At 46.0% G+C, this 17,802-nt stretch carries 22 protein-coding genes and 2 other annotated features; of the genes, 2 read left to right on the plus strand and 20 right to left on the minus strand.

Going from position 1 to position 17,802, the window contains the following annotated elements; genetic code table 11:
• Positions 1–15: 15 nt before the first annotated feature.
• Entirely contained in the window at positions 16–1,050 is a 1,035-nt protein-coding gene (gene pheS / locus M662_RS13045) for a phenylalanine--tRNA ligase subunit alpha (RefSeq protein ID WP_026577116.1), read from the minus strand.
• A 49-nt stretch (positions 1,051–1,099) separates the two neighbouring features.
• Positions 1,100–1,321, minus strand: a binding site (T-box leader).
• A 55-nt stretch (positions 1,322–1,376) separates the two neighbouring features.
• Entirely contained in the window at positions 1,377–2,111 is a 735-nt protein-coding gene (locus M662_RS13050; protein ID WP_026577115.1) for a TrmH family RNA methyltransferase, read from the minus strand.
• A gap of 104 nt (positions 2,112–2,215) precedes the next feature.
• Here M662_RS13050 and sspI point away from each other — a divergent pair, with 104 nt between their 5' ends.
• Positions 2,216–2,431 carry a small acid-soluble spore protein SspI gene (gene sspI / locus M662_RS13055; RefSeq protein WP_008635257.1) on the plus strand — a complete coding sequence of 72 codons (216 nt, stop codon included), beginning with the start codon at positions 2,216–2,218 and terminating at the stop codon, positions 2,429–2,431.
• Between the two features lie 40 nt (positions 2,432–2,471).
• Here sspI and M662_RS13060 read toward each other — a convergent pair whose 3' ends face one another.
• Together M662_RS13060 and M662_RS13065 are read right to left on the minus strand one after the other, a co-directional pair.
• Positions 2,472–3,557, minus strand: coding sequence for a M42 family metallopeptidase (locus tag M662_RS13060; RefSeq protein ID WP_008635258.1), 1,086 nt, complete (start codon positions 3,555–3,557; stop codon positions 2,472–2,474).
• 84 nt (positions 3,558–3,641) lie between these two features.
• On the minus strand, positions 3,642–4,124 hold the full coding sequence (locus M662_RS13065; protein ID WP_026577114.1) for a dUTP diphosphatase: 483 nt from the start codon (positions 4,122–4,124) through the stop codon (positions 3,642–3,644).
• Positions 4,125–4,237: 113 nt separating this feature from the next.
• Between M662_RS13065 and M662_RS13070 the strand changes: the two genes are divergently transcribed.
• Complete coding sequence (locus M662_RS13070; RefSeq protein ID WP_008635260.1) at positions 4,238–4,645, plus strand: hypothetical protein; 408 nt, start codon at positions 4,238–4,240, stop codon at positions 4,643–4,645.
• 103 nt (positions 4,646–4,748) lie between these two features.
• On the opposite strand, the gene M662_RS13075 is transcribed toward M662_RS13070, so the two are convergent.
• The 16 genes from M662_RS13075 to mutM form a co-directional block, all read right to left on the minus strand.
• Entirely contained in the window at positions 4,749–5,321 is a 573-nt protein-coding gene (locus tag M662_RS13075; protein ID WP_008635262.1) for a TVP38/TMEM64 family protein, read from the minus strand.
• 35 nt (positions 5,322–5,356) lie between these two features.
• On the minus strand, positions 5,357–5,638 hold the full coding sequence (locus tag M662_RS13080) for a DUF1294 domain-containing protein (protein WP_008635263.1): 282 nt from the start codon (positions 5,636–5,638) through the stop codon (positions 5,357–5,359).
• A gap of 77 nt (positions 5,639–5,715) precedes the next feature.
• Positions 5,716–6,072: a 50S ribosomal protein L20 gene (gene rplT, locus M662_RS13085; RefSeq protein ID WP_008635265.1), complete on the minus strand. Its 357-nt coding sequence runs from the start codon at positions 6,070–6,072 to the stop codon at positions 5,716–5,718.
• Between the two features lie 32 nt (positions 6,073–6,104).
• Positions 6,105–6,302 carry a 50S ribosomal protein L35 gene (gene rpmI / locus M662_RS13090; RefSeq protein WP_008635267.1) on the minus strand — a complete coding sequence of 66 codons (198 nt, stop codon included), beginning with the start codon at positions 6,300–6,302 and terminating at the stop codon, positions 6,105–6,107.
• Positions 6,303–6,334: 32 nt separating this feature from the next.
• On the minus strand, positions 6,335–6,838 hold the full coding sequence (infC, locus tag M662_RS13095; RefSeq protein ID WP_026577113.1) for a translation initiation factor IF-3: 504 nt from the start codon (positions 6,836–6,838) through the stop codon (positions 6,335–6,337).
• A gap of 84 nt (positions 6,839–6,922) precedes the next feature.
• Positions 6,923–7,043: a sequence feature (ribosomal protein L20 leader region), on the minus strand.
• A 182-nt stretch (positions 7,044–7,225) separates the two neighbouring features.
• Entirely contained in the window at positions 7,226–9,169 is a 1,944-nt protein-coding gene (gene thrS, locus M662_RS13100; RefSeq protein ID WP_026577112.1) for a threonine--tRNA ligase, read from the minus strand.
• Between the two features lie 347 nt (positions 9,170–9,516).
• Positions 9,517–10,335 (minus strand): sporulation protein YtxC, encoded by an 819-nt coding sequence (ytxC, locus tag M662_RS13105; RefSeq protein ID WP_008635272.1) that lies wholly within the window; start codon positions 10,333–10,335, stop codon positions 9,517–9,519.
• A 128-nt stretch (positions 10,336–10,463) separates the two neighbouring features.
• Positions 10,464–11,396, minus strand: a complete 933-nt coding sequence (gene dnaI, locus M662_RS13110; protein WP_008635274.1) for a primosomal protein DnaI — start codon at positions 11,394–11,396, stop codon at positions 10,464–10,466.
• A gap of 16 nt (positions 11,397–11,412) precedes the next feature.
• Complete coding sequence (locus M662_RS13115; RefSeq protein ID WP_026577111.1) at positions 11,413–12,768, minus strand: replication initiation and membrane attachment family protein; 1,356 nt, start codon at positions 12,766–12,768, stop codon at positions 11,413–11,415.
• Positions 12,769–12,837: 69 nt separating this feature from the next.
• Positions 12,838–13,302: a transcriptional regulator NrdR gene (gene nrdR, locus M662_RS13120; RefSeq protein ID WP_008635281.1), complete on the minus strand. Its 465-nt coding sequence runs from the start codon at positions 13,300–13,302 to the stop codon at positions 12,838–12,840.
• 38 nt (positions 13,303–13,340) lie between these two features.
• Positions 13,341–13,715 (minus strand): hypothetical protein, encoded by a 375-nt coding sequence (locus M662_RS13125; protein WP_008635282.1) that lies wholly within the window; start codon positions 13,713–13,715, stop codon positions 13,341–13,343.
• 153 nt (positions 13,716–13,868) lie between these two features.
• Entirely contained in the window at positions 13,869–14,246 is a 378-nt protein-coding gene (gene speD, locus M662_RS13130) for an adenosylmethionine decarboxylase (protein ID WP_008635283.1), read from the minus strand.
• A gap of 246 nt (positions 14,247–14,492) precedes the next feature.
• The gene (locus M662_RS13135) at positions 14,493–15,527 is read right to left on the minus strand and encodes a glyceraldehyde-3-phosphate dehydrogenase (RefSeq protein ID WP_008635284.1); all 1,035 of its coding nucleotides are present in this window, start codon (positions 15,525–15,527) and stop codon (positions 14,493–14,495) included.
• A 131-nt stretch (positions 15,528–15,658) separates the two neighbouring features.
• Positions 15,659–16,258, minus strand: a complete 600-nt coding sequence (coaE, locus tag M662_RS13140; RefSeq protein WP_008635285.1) for a dephospho-CoA kinase — start codon at positions 16,256–16,258, stop codon at positions 15,659–15,661.
• A 56-nt stretch (positions 16,259–16,314) separates the two neighbouring features.
• On the minus strand, positions 16,315–16,914 hold the full coding sequence (gene ytaF / locus M662_RS13145; RefSeq protein WP_008635295.1) for a sporulation membrane protein YtaF: 600 nt from the start codon (positions 16,912–16,914) through the stop codon (positions 16,315–16,317).
• Positions 16,915–16,962: 48 nt separating this feature from the next.
• Positions 16,963–17,802 (minus strand): DNA-formamidopyrimidine glycosylase, encoded by an 840-nt coding sequence (gene mutM, locus M662_RS13150; RefSeq protein ID WP_026577110.1) that lies wholly within the window; start codon positions 17,800–17,802, stop codon positions 16,963–16,965.

Raw genomic sequence — 17,802 nt, forward strand, 5'->3', positions numbered from 1 at the left:
ATTCAGTTCCTCCCCTTATGCTTTATGATACTGCTCAATAAATCGAATATCGTTTGTGTAGAAGTGACGGATATCGTCTACTCCGTATTTCAGCATGGCAATTCGCTCCGGTCCCATACCGAATGCAAATCCGGAATATTCTTTCGGATCGTATCCAGCCATCTCCAGAACGTTCGGGTGAACCATTCCACCTCCGAGAATTTCGATCCAGCCGGTTCCTTTACAAACGGAACAACCATTACCCCCGCACACTTTACAGGAAATATCCATTTCCACAGAGGGTTCTGTGAATGGGAAGAAGCTTGGACGTAGGCGGATTTCACGGTCGGAACCGAACATCTGCTTGGCAAATGCGTTCAGGACACCTTTCAAGTCACTCATGCGCACATCTTTATCGACAAGAAGTCCTTCAATCTGAGTAAATTGGTGAGAGTGTGTCGCATCGTCCGTATCACGACGGTACACTTTCCCCGGACAGATCATTTTGACCGGTTCGTTACCGTTTTTTGCCCCCATTGTACGAGCCTGTACAGGAGAAGTGTGGGTTCGCATCAGCAGCTCTTCCGTCACATAGAAGGAATCCTGCATATCGCGTGCCGGGTGCCCCTTCGGAAGATTCAAGGCTTCGAAATTGTAGTAATCCGTCTCCACTTCCGGACCTTCTTTAATTTCAAATCCCATCCCAATAAATAAATCCTCGATTTCTTCAACGATGCTTGTAAGCAGATGAGGACCTCCGACTTGGACAGGTCGTCCCGGAAGCGTCACATCAATACTCTCTTCTTCCAGCTGTTTCTCAAGCGCTTCGTCCTCCAGTTTCGTTTGTTTCGTTTCAATTGCCGCAGCAATGTTCTCACGGACATCATTCGCTAGCTGTCCGATGACCGGACGTTCTTCTTTGCATAGTTTCCCCATTCCCCGCAGCACTTCTGTGATCGGGCCTTTCTTACCTAAGTACTCGACACGGATATCTTTCAACCCTTGGACAGCTTCTGCAGCATCTACTTTCTGCAAAGCTTCCTGCTTCAACTGTTCTAAACGTTCCTTCATGACTCCAACTCCTCCTTATGAATAAAAATAAAAAAGCCTCCTCCCTGTAAAAAGGGACGAGACTTGTATGGTTGTTTCGCGGTACCACCCTTGTTGACACATTCTATGTGCCCACTTCGATTACAATAACGGACTTGGCATCCGGACCATTAAAGGTCAAGCTCCAGAGTGAAATTTCAATGAATGACACGTTGGGAACACTTACAGTCCAGGGCGTTCCCTCCCTCTTAACGATTTACATTCACCTACTAGGCTCTTTCTACGCTTATTAAACATATTTCATTCAACTGAATATATTATAGTCAAAGATGAGCGTTCATGCAAGTTCAGCTTTGCAGGTGATACATCAAAACAGCACCGGCTACGGCTACATTTAATGACTCAGCCCGGCCGTAAATTGGAATGTAGACTTTCTTCTCGGACTGCTCCAATAAGTGCTCTGCAATTCCCTGGCCCTCGTTTCCGACCAGCAGCGCCACTCGATCCGGGGTCTTCATATCCTTATAGGGCTTTGCTTCCTGCAGAGCCGCTGCCCAGATCTCGACACCTCCCGCTTTTAATTCATCCATAAACTCTGTAAGTTCACCAGTCAGGATGGGAAGATGAAAAATAGATCCCTGCGTTGCACGGATGACCTTATCGTTGAACGGATCCACTGATCCTGTTCCTAACAAAACCTGATCAAACCCGGCCGCGTCTGCCGTTCGAATCAACGTTCCGATATTACCCGGGTCCTGGACTGCATCAATCATGAGGGTCCTTTTCGCTGGAAGGAATTCGTACGTTTTTTGTTCGACAACCGCCGCAATGCCTTGTGGTGTTTCCGTTTCCGCAACCGCAGCAAATACCTGTGCGTCTACTTCTGTCACCTTGATTTCGGGCGGTGCTGTAAAGTCTGTTCCTTCACGTCTTATGAGTTCAAGGACTGTCCAATCACTTGCAAGGACTTCCTCCACCAGATGATGTCCTTCCACCAGGAATTGACCTGTCTGTTTTCTATATTTACGCTTATGCAGCTTTTTCCATTCTTTCACTTTGGTGTTTTGTACCGAAGTCAGCATGTTATTCCCTCATTTACATGTTATTTCTCAACTATCATACATAGCAAAGGCCGGGTTGGTCAAACTAAGGTGGAATATTACGCATAAGCAAGGAGGATGTTACGATGAATTTGGATTTGAGAAGAGCTATTCTGTCCAATGTGACCGGCCACAGTGCAGAGCAGCTGGAAGCGACGATCGATGATGCCATGCAAAAAGGCGAAGAGAAGACGTTACCAGGCCTTGGCGTTTTCTTCGAGACGCTTTGGAGAGAGTCTGATGAACAGGAAAGACAGGAAATTCTGGACACGCTTGAGCAAGGGTTAAGACAGACGAATTAATAAGAAAGCCAACCTGAAAATCAGGTTGGCTTTCTTCCCTTTACTGGAAGGTAATTTCTTTTACTTTATCTGCATCTAATCCTTTGATCACTTCCACGATTAAACGCACAGCATTCTCGAAGTCATCTCTATGGAGCATAGCAGCATGAGAATGGATATAACGTGTCGCAATCGTGATGGACAACGCAGGTACACCGTTGTGGCTCAAGTGAATGGAACCGGAATCCGTCCCCCCGCCGGGCATAGAGTCAAATTGATACGGGATGTTGTGTGCGTCTGCAGTATCTGTCACGAAGTCACGCAAACCTTTATGAGAAACCATGGACGCATCATAAAGAATGATCTGTGGGCCGTCTCCCATTTTACTTGCAGCTTCTTTATCTGATACACCTGGTGTATCGCCGGCAATACCGACATCGACACCGAAAGCAATATCAGGATTGATCATATTGGCAGAAGTACGGGCGCCTCGAAGACCTACTTCCTCCTGAACTGTCCCGACACCATAGACGATGTTCGGATGCTTTTGCCCTTTCAACTGCTTAAGTACGTCAATCGCTATGGCACATCCGATACGGTTGTCCCATGCTTTAGCAAGGAGCATCTTCTCGTTCTTCATTTGGGTGAATTCAAAATATGGAACAACAGAATCCCCCGGCTTGACACCGAACTCTTCTGCTTCCTCCCTGCTGGATGCACCGATATCAATGAACATATCCTTCAAATCAACAGCTTTCTTACGCTGTTCTGCAGGAAGAATATGAGGCGGCTTGGAGCCGATGATCCCCGTCAGATCGCCTTTACGAGTCATGATTGTCACACGTTGTGCGAGCATAACCTGACTCCACCAGCCTCCCACAGTCTGAAAATAGATATATCCATGATCGTCAATCCGGGTGACCATAAAGCCCACTTCATCCAAGTGACCAGCCACCATGATACTCGGGCCTTTTTTATTTCCGACTTTCTTGGCAACGAGGCTGCCAAGATTGTCCGTGAATACTTCGTCTGCGTATGGTGTGATATAACGTTTCATCACATCGCGAGCTTCACGTTCGTTTCCGGGCACACCTTTGGCATCTGTCAAATCCTTAAGCATATTCAACGTTTCATCTCTTTTAGACATATGTACTGCATCCTCCTTTACTCATTCCAACCATATTATAACCTCTTTAAAGCGATTTCACAAAAAATTGCGTCTATTATTCCTTTAATATCCTTCATCCTGACGTTGGTAATTCACTTCATTTTTTGATAGATAGGCGTGAAACCATTCTTCCTCCGTCAAGCCGATGGTCGCTGCCAACTGTAAATACCCAAGGAACAGTGCGTGATAGGATTGTTTGTCCTTCTGTTCCCGAAACGCTTCCACCGCTTTATATACATTAAGAAACGCCTCGGTTTCCGTTTCCCGGCAAACATAGGCGCCCGGCTCAAAATGAAAGCCTGAATCGAGGCCGAGCGACAGCAGAAAATGTATTCCGTCTACATACTCTTCCAAAATGACCTCTTTTTCACTAGGTCCTTTACTACTCCAGAATTTGAAGCACCTGGTTTCATTCGCGAGTTCCCCGATTTCCACTAGCAGGGCAAGGATTTTTTCCTCTGTTTTTGTCCCTTGTTTAATGTCGTGCTGGTCTTCAATATATTGATCCAACGCTCGCTGCATGTCATACAATCGATTCCATTCCATTAAAATTCTCCTCTACTCAAAAATTGTCTTCAATAAATGTATCATTTTTTGAAACAAAAGGACATGCACAATCGTATGGTAGCTATGATGCTATATATAGGGAGTCGATACACATGATTATCATCCTGTTCCGCTTGTTATTATTGGTCGCTATCGCCTTCATCCTTTATACAGCCTACAAGTTCCTCATCAACCCACGAAGGAAACTAGACACCGCTAAAGATAAAAAACAGTTCTACTTCCATGACAATAAAGAAAATTCCAAGGAAAATTTTCTACTTACATGGAAAGGGTTGGTTTTCGAAGGTGAAAAGTACCTGGGGGCAACCGAAGATGCATTTGAAGTCGTCAACATCAGCGTCAGCGCACATCATCCGGAACGGCTGCAAGGACTCGACCGGGAGGATATCTATTTCATGGAGAAGGAAATCCTCATACGGTACCCGTACGCCACTATTGAATGGAAGTATCCGATGAACCGCCTTATTCTAAGCCGTTGGAACGATGACGAACAGCTCTAAGAGCTCGATACAGCGTCTCCAACCAAAAGAATCCGACCAGGAATGGTCGGATTTTTCACATGGGAGAGAAAGAACTTCCTGCATGCTGATATTCCATGAATTCTTAAGGTGCCGGCTGAAAAAAGTCACGCCAGAGCACCACTTCGTATTTCTTCCTGATCAAGAAAGTGAGGCCGATCAGGGCGCCGGAAAAAATAATCATCATTGGAAGAGACAACAAAGTGATCCATTGACCTACCGATGTATAAACCACTGCCAGCGGAAAATTTGCAAACAGCGAGGATTTCGTATATTCCTTGAAATCCGAACTGATTTCCAAGAGACAGTAGGATAGTAGATGAAAATGAATAAACGGGACAAGTCGAAGAACCGCCACCTGCTTTACCGAAAGGTTGGTTTGTTTCTTCAGCCATTTCTCCTTCACACGTTTAAGTTTCTTCAATCCTGATGGTAAGATGCGGATCATCTTGTAAAAAACCAGACTGGATAACATTGTCCCGATCACGGAATAAGCGGTGCCGGCAATTGGTCCGAATAGTACCCCGCCTGTGATGCATACAAGCATAACAGGCAGAAATAAGAATGGACGCAGTAAATGAATACCGATGAATAAGAGCGGTGCCCAAGCTTCCTGCTGCTCCAACCATGCCAATACGGATGTTGTTATCTCGCCCATTTCATCCCCCCTGTCTACATATTATGACAGGAGAATCAAAGGTAGAACTTACCGATGAGATAGCCCGCTCCCGCAATGTGAAGAAGGGACAGGAAAGGAAGGCCGAACGCGAATGCCCGGTGTTTCGTCTTATGTCTGAACACGTTCATTCCTGCCCAGCCGCCAAGTGCACCGCCAAGGACTGCTAGTAACCAAATGGTACGCTCCCGGGTCCTCCATGCCTGCTTCACTGCTCTCTTCTTATCCGACCCCATTAAAAGAAACAGCCAGATACTCATGCTCCCCCAAACGATAAATAAAGCACCCAGAAAACCCATAGAATGTACCCCCTTTATCTTTTTATATAAAAAAAGTCATTTCCTACCGAACGGAAATGACTCTTCTGCAATCTTTTTTATTTAAGTGCTGCTTTTGCCTGCTCTGCAAGTGCAGAGAAAGCTTGAGCATCGTTGATAGCTAGATCAGCAAGCATCTTACGGTTCATTTCGATACCCGCAAGTTTCAAACCGTGCATTAGACGGCTGTAAGAAATATCGTTCAAGCGAGCCGCAGCGTTAATACGTGCGATCCAAAGCTTACGGAAGTCGCGTTTCTTCTGACGACGGTCACGGTAAGCGTACTGACCGGATTTCATTACTTGTTGCTTAGCTGTTTTGAATAGTGCGTGTTTAGAACCATAATAACCTTTTGCTAGTTTAAGGACACGGTTACGACGTTGACGTGTCACTGTTCCACCTTTAACTCGTGGCATAATAATCCCTCCTGATTAAATCGATATCGTTATTAGTCTTTTGGAAGCATGTGCTTGATGCGGCGATAATCTCCAGCAGAAACCAATGCATCTTTACGTAGCTTACGCTTTTGTTTCGTAGATTTGTTTGCGAACAAGTGGCTAGTGTAAGCGTGAGAACGTTTCACCTTACCTGTTCCGGTTTTTTTGAAGCGTTTTTGAGAACCTTTATGGGTTTTCATTTTTGGCATGTGAATTTCCTCCTTTTACTTGATACACATACTTACTTCTCGCCTAGAGGAGCAAGCATTAAGAACATACTGCGACCTTCCATTTTAGGCTTGGTCTCAACTTGGGCAATATCTTTGCACTCTTCGGCAAGGCGTTCGAGTACTTTCTGTCCAAGTTCTTTGTGTGTGATTGCACGACCGCGGAAACGGACAGATGCTTTCACTTTGTCACCTTTTTCGAGGAACTTGCGTGCGTTACGCAGTTTCGTGTTAAAGTCATGGTCTTCGATCCCAGGGCTGAGACGAACTTCCTTGACTTTGATGACGGTTTGTTTCTTACGAGCTTCTTTTTCTTTCTTCTGCTGCTCGAAGCGATACTTTCCGTAGTCCATCACTCGGCAAACCGGAGGCTTCGCATTTGGCGCCACCATAACGAGATCAAGATTTGCATTTGCAGCAATATCCAGGGCTTCGTTACGGGATTTAACTCCAAGCTGCTCCCCATTTACATCGATCAGACGAACTTCACGGGCACGGATTTTTTCATTAACGTTCATGTTATCCTTGCTAATATCGAGCCACCTCCAACATATTTTAGAAAACTTGTATGAGATCTGTCATCGACAAGAGATTTCCTGTTGCAAATAAAAAAAGTGTCGGCACATACTGCACCCACACGTCTCCTAATAAATCAAAGGAATAGTGACCTGCCAACTGCTTACGCGTCGATCAGGTGAGAAGCGGGTGCTTCTACTTGTCTCTAGATCCGTTCATTCAGTTACCTAAATAATAATAGCATGCCTGATGGTACATGTCAACACCTAACGAGGTGTCTTCATGACTACCTTTCCTAGGATAAGGGAAAGACGAGGAAAAATCAAGAGCTTTTTCCCATCTGGAAAGGAAGAAGAGACCGGAAGCAGACACTTCCGATCTCTTTGGCATTACTTACGGAGCAGTTTTTGATCGATTTCGTTACGAATTTCAGATTTGAACTGCTCCAGTGGTTTCGTTTCTGAATTCTGTTGGCCGTATCGGCGGACGTTCACTGCATTCTCTTCCATCTCACGGTCTCCGACAACAAGCTGGAACGGAATTTTCTGCATTTGTGCTTCTCTTATCTTATATCCGATCTTCTCATTGCGCTCATCCACCTCGACACGAATGCCGGCTTCACGGAGTTCATCCTCAAGCTTCTTAGAATATTCCAGATGCGCATCTGCAGAAACCGGAATGATTTTCGCCTGAACAGGAGCAAGCCAGGTTGGGAAGACACCTTTGTATTCCTCAATAAGGAAAGCAACGAAGCGCTCCATCGTGGATACGACTCCACGGTGAATAACGACAGGACGGTGATCCGCTCCATCTTCCCCTACATACGTAAGGTCAAAGCGCTCAGGGAGGTGGAAGTCCAGCTGAACCGTTGACAGCGTCTCATCCTTGCCGAGAGCTGTTTTCACTTGAACATCAAGCTTCGGACCATAGAAAGCAGCTTCTCCTTCTGCTTCCACATACTCAAGTTCCATGTCTTCCATTGTTTCTTTCAGCATCGCCTGTGCTTTTTCCCACATAGCGTCGTTGTCAACATACTTCTCTTTGTCTTCTGGATCTCTATAGGACAAGCGGAAGTAATAATCTTCAATACCGAAATCGCGGTACACTTCCTGGACGAGTCGAACGACACGCATGAATTCATCTTTCAACTGGTCAGGTCTTGCAAAGATATGGGCATCATTCAACGTCATCGCACGAACACGTTGAAGGCCGGCAAGAGCTCCAGACATCTCATAGCGGTGCATCGTACCAAGCTCCGCAATACGTACCGGCAGATTCCGGTAACTATGAAGCTGATTCTTGTAAACCATCATATGGTGCGGACAGTTCATCGGGCGGAGAACGAGGTCTTCATTGTCCATTTCCATTGTCGGGAACATATCGTCCTGATAGTGGTCCCAGTGACCGCTCGTTTTATACAAATCTACACTTCCAAGCACCGGCGTATAGACGTGATCGTAACCGAGTCGTTCTTCAGTATCCACGATATAACGTTCGATTGTGCGACGAATGGTGGAACCTTTAGGCAGCCACATCGGCAAACCTTGTCCGACTTTCTGATTGATTGTGAAAATCTCCAGCTCTTTCCCCAACTTACGGTGGTCACGCTCTTTCGCTTCCTCAAGCATCTTTAAGTGCTCATCGAGGTGCGCCTTTTTCTCAAAAGCAGTCCCGTAAATACGCTGGAGCATCTGGTTATCACTGTTCCCGCGCCAGTAAGCTCCTGAAATGCTCAACAGCTTAAACACTTTGATTTTGCTCGTCTGCGGAACGTGGACCCCGCGGCACAAATCGAAGAATTCCCCTTGCTGATAAAGGGTAACCTGCTCTCCTTCCGGAATAGCGTCGATCAGTTCCAATTTAAGGTCATCACCAATCTCTTTAAACTTCTCGATTGCTTCTTCTCTGGATACCTCAATGCGCTCAATTTCCAGGTTCTCATCAATGATTTTTTGCATTTCTTTCTCAATCTTAGGCAGATCTTCCGGCGTCAGCGATTCTTCCATATCGATATCATAGTAAAAACCGTTCTCAATCACAGGGCCTACACCGAACTTCACATCCCCATAAATGCGCTTGATCGCCTGCGCCATCAAGTGAGCTGTGGAGTGACGCATGATTTCAATGCCTTCCTGGTTTTTATAAGTCAGAATCTCAATGGATCCATCCTGATTTATCGGACGTCGCAGATCATAAGGTTCTCCATCTAATTTGACAGCCAGCGCCTGTTTCTTCAACCCCGGTGAAATAGACTGGGCAATTGCTTCCCCTGTAGTTCCTTGTTCAAATTCCTTTACGTTACCATCTGGAAATTTCATTTGAATTGTTGCCATTTCCCAACACTCCTTCTATACTTTCTTCCTTGCAGACAAATCAAAAAACGCTTATCCCTCGGCAAAATAAGCCAAGGGACAAGCGTTAGCACTCGTGGTTCCACCCTAGTTTCCGCTTCCGTCCAGGACGTACGCGGCTCGTTCGTCATCCTTAACGCGGATCAAACGCTGCCCATTACTAAAAACTGTTCACAGGCAGAGCTCGGAGGTGGTAAACAATGTAGCCGTCAGGAAGGAGCTTCCAGCCTATTGGCCCCTCTCTCTGGTCATGCGTCACTAATCGCTCGTGTCCTCTTCCATGCTGATTTATTAATATGTAGGTATTATATCCGTTAACAAAGAGGAAATCAAGCGTTGTCGAATGGAAAGTTCGATTTCGGTTTCCAAGATGCTTTTTCTTCAAAAATATTCATCAAGAGCTCCAGGTTGGAATCCTGCGATCGATCTGAATATATGATCAACTGTTCAGGGGCATGAACAAGAGCGGTCGTGACCGGCCACTTGATTGGGAGTTCTGAAATGGATGCATCCGGATATTGTTTCTTGTATAGCGTTGTTTCCGAATCCCGGACAGGATTTCCTTCATCATGGTAATAAACCAGTCCGCCATCATCCAGGAGATGAAGCAGTTGGACACCGGTATCTTTATGGTGGACACGCTGCCGCCAGGAATCGAGCATCAACTGATAGGACTCCTCCTGCTTGTACTCGTCAATGATTTTACCCGTGTATTCAATAACAGACTCATGAACGTTTTCTAAACAGGCAGCAGCCATCTCATCAAATTCCACGTACGTCCGCCCGGCCAAATAATCCTGGATGAAGGCGCGCAGATAGTGATAAACGGGCGGAAGCTTTACACCTGCCGGGGGATGCGCTTCAAAGTCCTGTCCGATCTCGAGCATGCGGTGTATCTCTTCCATATCTTCGTAATGGTAACGATGCTTCAGGACTCCTTCCATCCAACCAAGCATCTTCCTTTTCCTTATGACCTGAAGAAAAGAACGGATTGCCTCGACGTAAGCCTTGCCGTTCAGAGAGGCGTTGACCAACTCGACTTCATAGAATTCATTGTACTCCTTGAACAACCACAACCTCTGCTCCGTGACAATTGCATTATAAAAGATAACCGCTTCCGCGCGATTAGAAAAGTGAATGCCAAACACCAAGATTCCCCCTCATCCCGACTTTCCGATACGGTATTAGAAGGCGCCTGCGACGCCGTCTATTCCTTGTTATGTTTATGTCAGTCCAGAAGAAATCATGCCATTTCCATCTTCATCTTTCCTCATCGTTACCCTCTTCGGTTCCGACCGGTCACTAACACACTCTCGCTGAGCTGGCGAATTCGTTCGGTAATCCGCTTCGCCTTCACTTGATCTACATCGCCGCGATTGGATGTCATCAAGACTTTCTCCAACTCATCGATCGTGTAGTTCGATGTGAAGAACACAGGAAGTCTCTCCATCATTCGGTAATGAAGAATACTCCCCAATACTTCGTCCCGGAACCATGCTGATTGTGATTCTGCACCAATGTCATCTAACATTAATACGGGGGTTTCTTTAAACGCATTGATTTTATCATTGATGGAATCGTCCTTTATAGACGCTTTCATCTCTCTGACGAATTCCGGCATGTAGATGACCATGGATGGAATATGCTTTTCGCTCAATTCATTGGCTATAGCTCCGAGAAAATACGTTTTCCCGACACCGAAAGGTCCATGAAAATACAACCCTTTGCTCGGAAGCTCTTCAGAAAGACTTTCAATATAACGGACCGTTTGTTCCACTGCCGCACTTCGGTCGGGGTCTTGAAGATCCAGTCTGGAAAGAGAGGCTTCCAAGATCTCCCTCGGCATGTGAAGACTCCGGACAAGTGACTTTTGCTGTTCATGCTCTTCCCGCTTCCTTTGTCGGCTGCACTTATCGTAAGCAAGCTTCACTTCCTGGCCATCTACTTCCACACGCGGCACGTATCCCGGGAGAATATTAATACACGCTTCACGTGACGGACACTTTTCACAGTTTTTCGATTGGGACTGGTACTCATAGAGCTTAATGAGATTCTTCTCCATGCTCTTCTCCGTCAACTCCGGATGGTGTTCTATCAGCTGCCGTACATCTTCCGACTGGAGCACTTCTTCTTTCATTTTGTTCATTCGATCTTGAAAGGTTTTATTGTTTCTCATCCATTTTTTCAATGATTTCTGGATCGGTTCCATTCTGCCACCTCCTCATTCATCCGTTCTCTCTGCTTGTCAACTTCCTTATACGTGCAGCGATATCATCCGTATCCACGTTAACCGAAGCAGAAACTTTCTCACCGGATCCTGCGTCCTTGTTGAACCAAGCCGGAATGACTTCTTCTTTCGTATTCACACGTCTCTGTGACTTCTGCTGACCCCACTGCTGATACTTCTGATGCTCAGCCTTAGCAAGATTCATCGCCTGACGCACAGTAGTCACGTTTTTCCGTGCCCAGTGCCCGGCTATTTTCTGCAAATAAGACTTGGACAATTTCATATCTGTTTTCAAAAGCACGTAGTGAACAAGAACATTCATGACCCCGGGGTTGATTCCCTGCTCTGTCATGACGTCCCGAATCAGCTTCAAATCCTGGTCAGATGCCCTGTTGCCCTGAGAAAGGTCTTCAAGAAGTTCCCTTGGTGATTTTCTTTCAAGCATGGCAATAAACTGATCTTCTTTACTCACACTTTCTTCCGCTCCTGTGTCCTGTGTTTTTTCTCGAGCATCTATATTAGACTGCTTCTTCGGGACAGGCTTTTCCTTCAGAAAATCATGACAGGCGGCTTTAAATTCTTCTTCTACGAGATAATGATTTTCATCAATCGCCCACGTCACCGCTTTTTCAATGTCAATCGTTGATAAATCATACAGCGTGGCTAGCTGAAGAATTAACTTTCTATTCCGTCCTGTAAGAATCTGTTCACTGGGATACATCCGTTTCTTTAGAGCATGATGGAGCCAGTCGAAATCCACTTTCGTTTGGGACGTCACAGGCCCTCGGCTCTCTTTCTGATTCTGCTTATCCGCAAGGGATGTGGTCTCGGCCTGTACGGTCTCGAGCATTTTCGCATGAAATACCTGATCGAAAGTTGCAGTAACCTCTCCAAAACCATCCAGAACGTACTCTTTGCAGATGAGCCGTTCTTTTAAGTTTTCATATTTGCGCTGTCCGATTTCATGGTAAAGCAGAAGGGAGAGCATATCATCCATGAAGAATTCCTCCGCAGAGAAGGGAGGATACAGGTAATACATGTATTCGGCATGAGCCCCTTCCCCTTCTGCCTGGAAAGAACGCAGAAGGCCGATTGCCTCCAGCTTCTTCCTGGCTTCATAAATCTTATCCAATGGCGCAGACAGATAGCCCATCAACGTGTGGTGGGTCTGTACTTGTTCTGCAGCATTCATTTCAGACTCCGATAATAAAATCTGATATAAAGAAATCGCCAGACGACCGACGATCGGTTGATACAAATGGGATAACGAACGATGAAAATTCCTCGGCAGCTCCCCCCGCTTCACAACTCGAAAACCATCTACCGGGAGTAACTTCCCTATCGAATGATTCATCTTCCGCACCTCCTTCTTCCTTTCATATTACCCGGTTTCCCTTGAAAAAGAAAATGAGCCAATGCCGGCTCATTTGTCATCTTCGTGTTTTATTAAATCCTTCAGTTCATCAATAAAAACATTGATGTCCTTAAATTGTCGATAGACGGATGCGAAACGGACATAAGAGACTTCGTCAATTCCAGAAAGACGCCCCATGACCATTTCTCCTATATCTTTACTCAACACTTCCGAGACGCCGCGGTTCCTGAGTTCTTTCTCGATGTCCAGTGTCACACCTTCCAGTTCCTCGACCGCAACCGGGCGCTTCTCACAAGCCCTGATCAAGCCCCGCATCAATTTCTCTCTACTGAATTCTTCTCTTGTGCCTTCTTTTTTCACTACAATCAAAGGAACTTCTTCAATTCGTTCAAACGTGGTAAAGCGGAAGTCACACTGTTCACATTCTCTCCGCCTGCGTATGGCCTGGCCATCCTCAATCGGCCGCGAATCAAGCACCTTCGTACTCTTGTAGTGGCAATTAGGGCATTTCAAAATTGATCAACTCCACATCGTCTTCGTTTCCACATCGCTTATGATGGATCGACAGGCTGAAATTGGCTGTCCAACTGCTTATACAACGAAACAATGGTGTTCCGACTGTATCCGAAATCAACGGGTCCACCGGAATCCGTTGTTACGGAAAAATCAACAGCGGTACGGAAAGGACGGACCATAATGATAGTCACAACAATGAAAGCACGCCTTTTCCCTTTATATTTAATCGTAAGTTCGCCGCGTTCCTTCGAGGATGCTACAATCTGTGAGGGTGCGGGAAACAGTTCTTCCACGGCACGGAAAACGTCATCACGCTTTGCTTTATAATAGTGTGTGACAAGTTCTTCATCCTTATGCTGTTCACTGGTTTCTGAGTGATTACTGATATATCTTGATATAAATGCTTTCACTTATCTGGCCCCTTCAATCCATTCGACATGATCTTCCATCATTTTAACATGATTCTTCAAAATAAGAAATAACAGTTACCAAAGGAGAGTTGACCCCATACAAAAAAGCCGCACAGACTTCTCTGCGCGGCTTGATTTACTGCGTTTCTCTTTTTAAAGGGCACGAGATTCCTGTACTTCCACAGGTCCCATCCCTCTCGGCACTTCCACGGTTTCATTCTTCCCTGCTTCCAGTGCTTCAACGATGTAGTGGGCTGCAACGTTCGGATCAATACGGTCGCCGCACGTGTAGACATCGATACTTGCATATCCATGCTCCGGAAAACTGTGAATCGTCAAGTGCGATTCGGAAATGATGACCACTCCGCTCACCCCGTGTGGAGCGAACTTATGAAAAGCGACCTCTCTTACTTCTGCTCCCGCTTTCAAAGCAGCATCAACAAAAACCTGCTCTATATACGACATATCATTCAATTTCTCTTCATTACAATCCCATAGTTCAGCAATTACGTGTCTTCCCATTGTATCCATATTAAGGATCCCCCTTTGTACATTAACTTCTTCCCCTCTGAAATAACAGTCATGCACTACCATGGGGGAAAGTTAGTCCTGAGAGGTCCTAACCCTTTGAGTAGACATGAAAACATAAGAAATTCAGAAGTTCAAAAGAAAGTATATATGGTTTACCCGTAATTTGCAAGATTTATTTCAAATACAGCAAACCATAGTCACCGGGTCCTAGTATACGATACATTCGGGATGCTTTCTAGTGCTTTCTCAAGACACGCGGACCGCTTTCTCCTGCTGCATCATATTCCCGACATATTTAGCAAGGTCAACAACCCGGCAGGAGTATCCCCACTCATTGTCATACCAAGCCAGCACCTTCACTTTACGCTCTTCGATCACCTGGGTGGACAATCCATCGATGATCGCAGAAGAAGGGGACGTCGTATAATCTATGGAAACGAGCGGCTCCTCATTAAATTCCAAGATTCCTTTCATTTCATACCTTGCCATACCAGCAAACGCCTCATTCACTTCTTCTCTCGTCACATCGCGTTTCACATCAACGACGAGATCAACAAGGGATACATTTGGAGTAGGCACCCGCAGCGCCATTCCGTTCAGTTTCCCCCGCATGCTCGGGATCACTTCTCCCAATGCTTTTGCAGCCCCTGTCGAAGTCGGGATAATCGACTGTGTACAGCCCCGGGCGCGGCGGAGGTCCTTATGTGGATTATCCAGGTTCTTCTGATCGTTTGTAAAAGAGTGAACAGTAGTCATCAAGCCGTTGACGATACCAAATTGGTCTTCCAATACTTTTACAACAGGAGCAAGACAGTTGGTCGTACAAGAAGCATTGGACAGGACGTGATGCTGTTCCGGTACATAACTATCTTCATTTACTCCCATAACAATCGTAGCATCTACTTCTTTACCGGGAGCTGTTATGATGACTTTTTTTGCTCCTGCTTCGATATGTTGGGACGCTTCATCCTTCGTTTTGAATTTGCCGGTAGCCTCAATGACAATATCGACACCCAGTTCATCCCACGGCAGCTCATGCGGATCTCGTGTTGAACACAAGCGAATGACCTTCCCATCGACGACAAGATTCCCTTCCGCCGCTTGGATTTTGCCTTCAAATCGACCGTGAACACTATCATATTTCAGCATATGAGCAATGGTTTCAGCTGGATAACAGGCGTTTACAGCCACCAATTCTACAGAATTATCGATGACAGCCTTTCTAAAAACCATACGGCCAATTCTTCCCAACCCATTAATGGCAATCTTTGTTTTTCCCATGTTCCAGCCCCCTATATATGATATACTTTTTAACCCTTTTCACAGAAACAGTATAACATATTGCAAGCGCTTTTACATAAAAGAGTGCATTTTTTCACAAAAAAATAACACGTCGGAATCCCGACGTGTTATTATACGATGTTCCACCTTTGAAGTATGTCTTTTAATTGGTCGAAGCTTTGCTCGACAGATCCATTATTATCAATGACCGCATCGGCAAGAGCCGCTTTTTTCTTTACCGGGATTTGGGAAGCAATTCTTGCTTCTGCATCCTCACTGGTCGACTGATCACGTTCCATCAAACGTCGGAGCTGCGTTTCTTCCTCTACATAAACGACTAACGTCTTCTCGACATAATCCGTCAGCTTGCTTTCAAAAAGTAACGGGATGTCCAATACAACAGCACGGTGTCCTTCTTCCTTATAGCATTCCCGTTGACGAACCATTTCTTTTCTCACTTCAGGGTGAACGATGCCGTTTAATTCCTTACGCTTTTCTTCATTGGAGAAGACAACGCCCCCGAGTTTCTTACGGTCAATCGTCCTGTCCTCCAACAAAATATCAGAGCCGAATGCTTCAACAATACGTGTGTATGCAGCCTCACCAGGTTCCACCACTTTCCTCGATATCACATCGGCATCTACAACCGGGATACCCAATTCTTTAAACATAGCAGAGATAGTGCTTTTACCGCTGGCTATACTGCCGGTTAATCCGATGACAACAGTCATGACACGCCCCCCTTTATGTATAGAGAAGAGACATGGCTCTCCTCTTATTCCAACACTCATGAAAGTTTAATTAAGCCGATGATAATGAGCAGGACGCCCGGCAGGATGGATATACTCTCCACTTTCTCACTTAAATGTCTGCCGCTCCATATACCGCCTGCCAGCATGAGAAACGTAGCCAGTGTAATAAACAACGACGTCATTAGTGTAGGCATCCCGATCATAGCTCCGCTTACTCCCGCTCCGATAGAGTCCAGGGACAAGGCGATACCCAAGAGAAACACTTCTTTCCCCCGGATACCCCCGGAATGATCCACATCTGCCGCGACGGGATCATTCAGTACCTCCGCCGGCTTAAACCATGAATCATCTTCCTTCTGCGGCTTCCTCTTCTTAAAAAACTGCCAAAGAAAGAATATACCTATGAAAATCAGGGCTGATGCTCCCGTTTTCTCCGCCACTTCCGGTGAGACATAAGCGATCAGCAAATGCCCGAAATAGGAGGAAAGCAGAAACACAACACCGGACAAACAAGCGATCGATAGGACAGCTCTCTTTGCAATGGTTACTTTCTTCAAACCTAATACACAGCCGATTCCAAAGCTGTCGATGCTGACTGCTGTCACAAACAAAAAAATGAACAAACCGATACTCAAGGTCGATCACCCTCCTGCTACACAGGATATGGGTTCACAGACCTGAGGTTACTCGGAGACAACCAGCCGCTGGCAATTTGGGCATATATGGGTGCCGCGACCGCTCACCTTCCGCTTCTCAATAGGCGTCCCGCACTCCACACAATCCTCGTCCTGTTTTCCATAGACACGCAGCTTCTGTTGGAACATACCGATCTCCCCCTGGCTGTTCGAGTAGGAGCGAATGGTGGTACCACCCTGTTCGATCGCCTCGAGAATAACAGAAATACTCGCCTCGCGTACTTTTGCAGCTTCCTCTCGTGTCAACGTGTTCGCTATTCTCTCCGGATGGACTTTGGCGCGGAAGAGTGCCTCATCCACATAAATGTTGCCGAGCCCCGCTACGATGGATTGATCCAAGAGAACGGCCTTCATGTTACGGGACGTCTTCATAAGTTTCATATAGAAGTAATCCAAAGTGAATGCTTCCTCAAATGGATCAGGTCCAAGCTGTACTAACGGCTTCACCGAAGACTCTTCCCCTTTTCGAAACGCATGCATCGTGCCAAACTTCCTCACATCGTTATAACGGAGTTCCGTGCCGTCCGTGAAGTGGAAAATGACGTGCGTATGTTTAGGCTTCTCCATCGAGGATTCATAGACACCGAATTTCCCTTCCATTCTCAGGTGGGAAACGAGAGAGAGGTCATCCAGTTGAAAAATCAAAAACTTCCCCTTTCGCTCGATATCCCTGATCGTCTGCCCTCTCAGTAGACGATCAAATTCCTTTGGATCCTGCGGATGTTTGATGATGTTCCCCCAATAGACGGATACGGAGGCGATTTCTTTTCCAATGGCGAGATGGTGGAGCGTTCTCCTGACCGTCTCTACTTCCGGTAGTTCTGGCAT

It is taken from the genome of Bacillus sp. SB49, from assembly GCF_000469135.2.
Taxonomy (GTDB): Bacteria; Bacillota; Bacilli; order Bacillales; family Halobacillaceae; genus Halobacillus.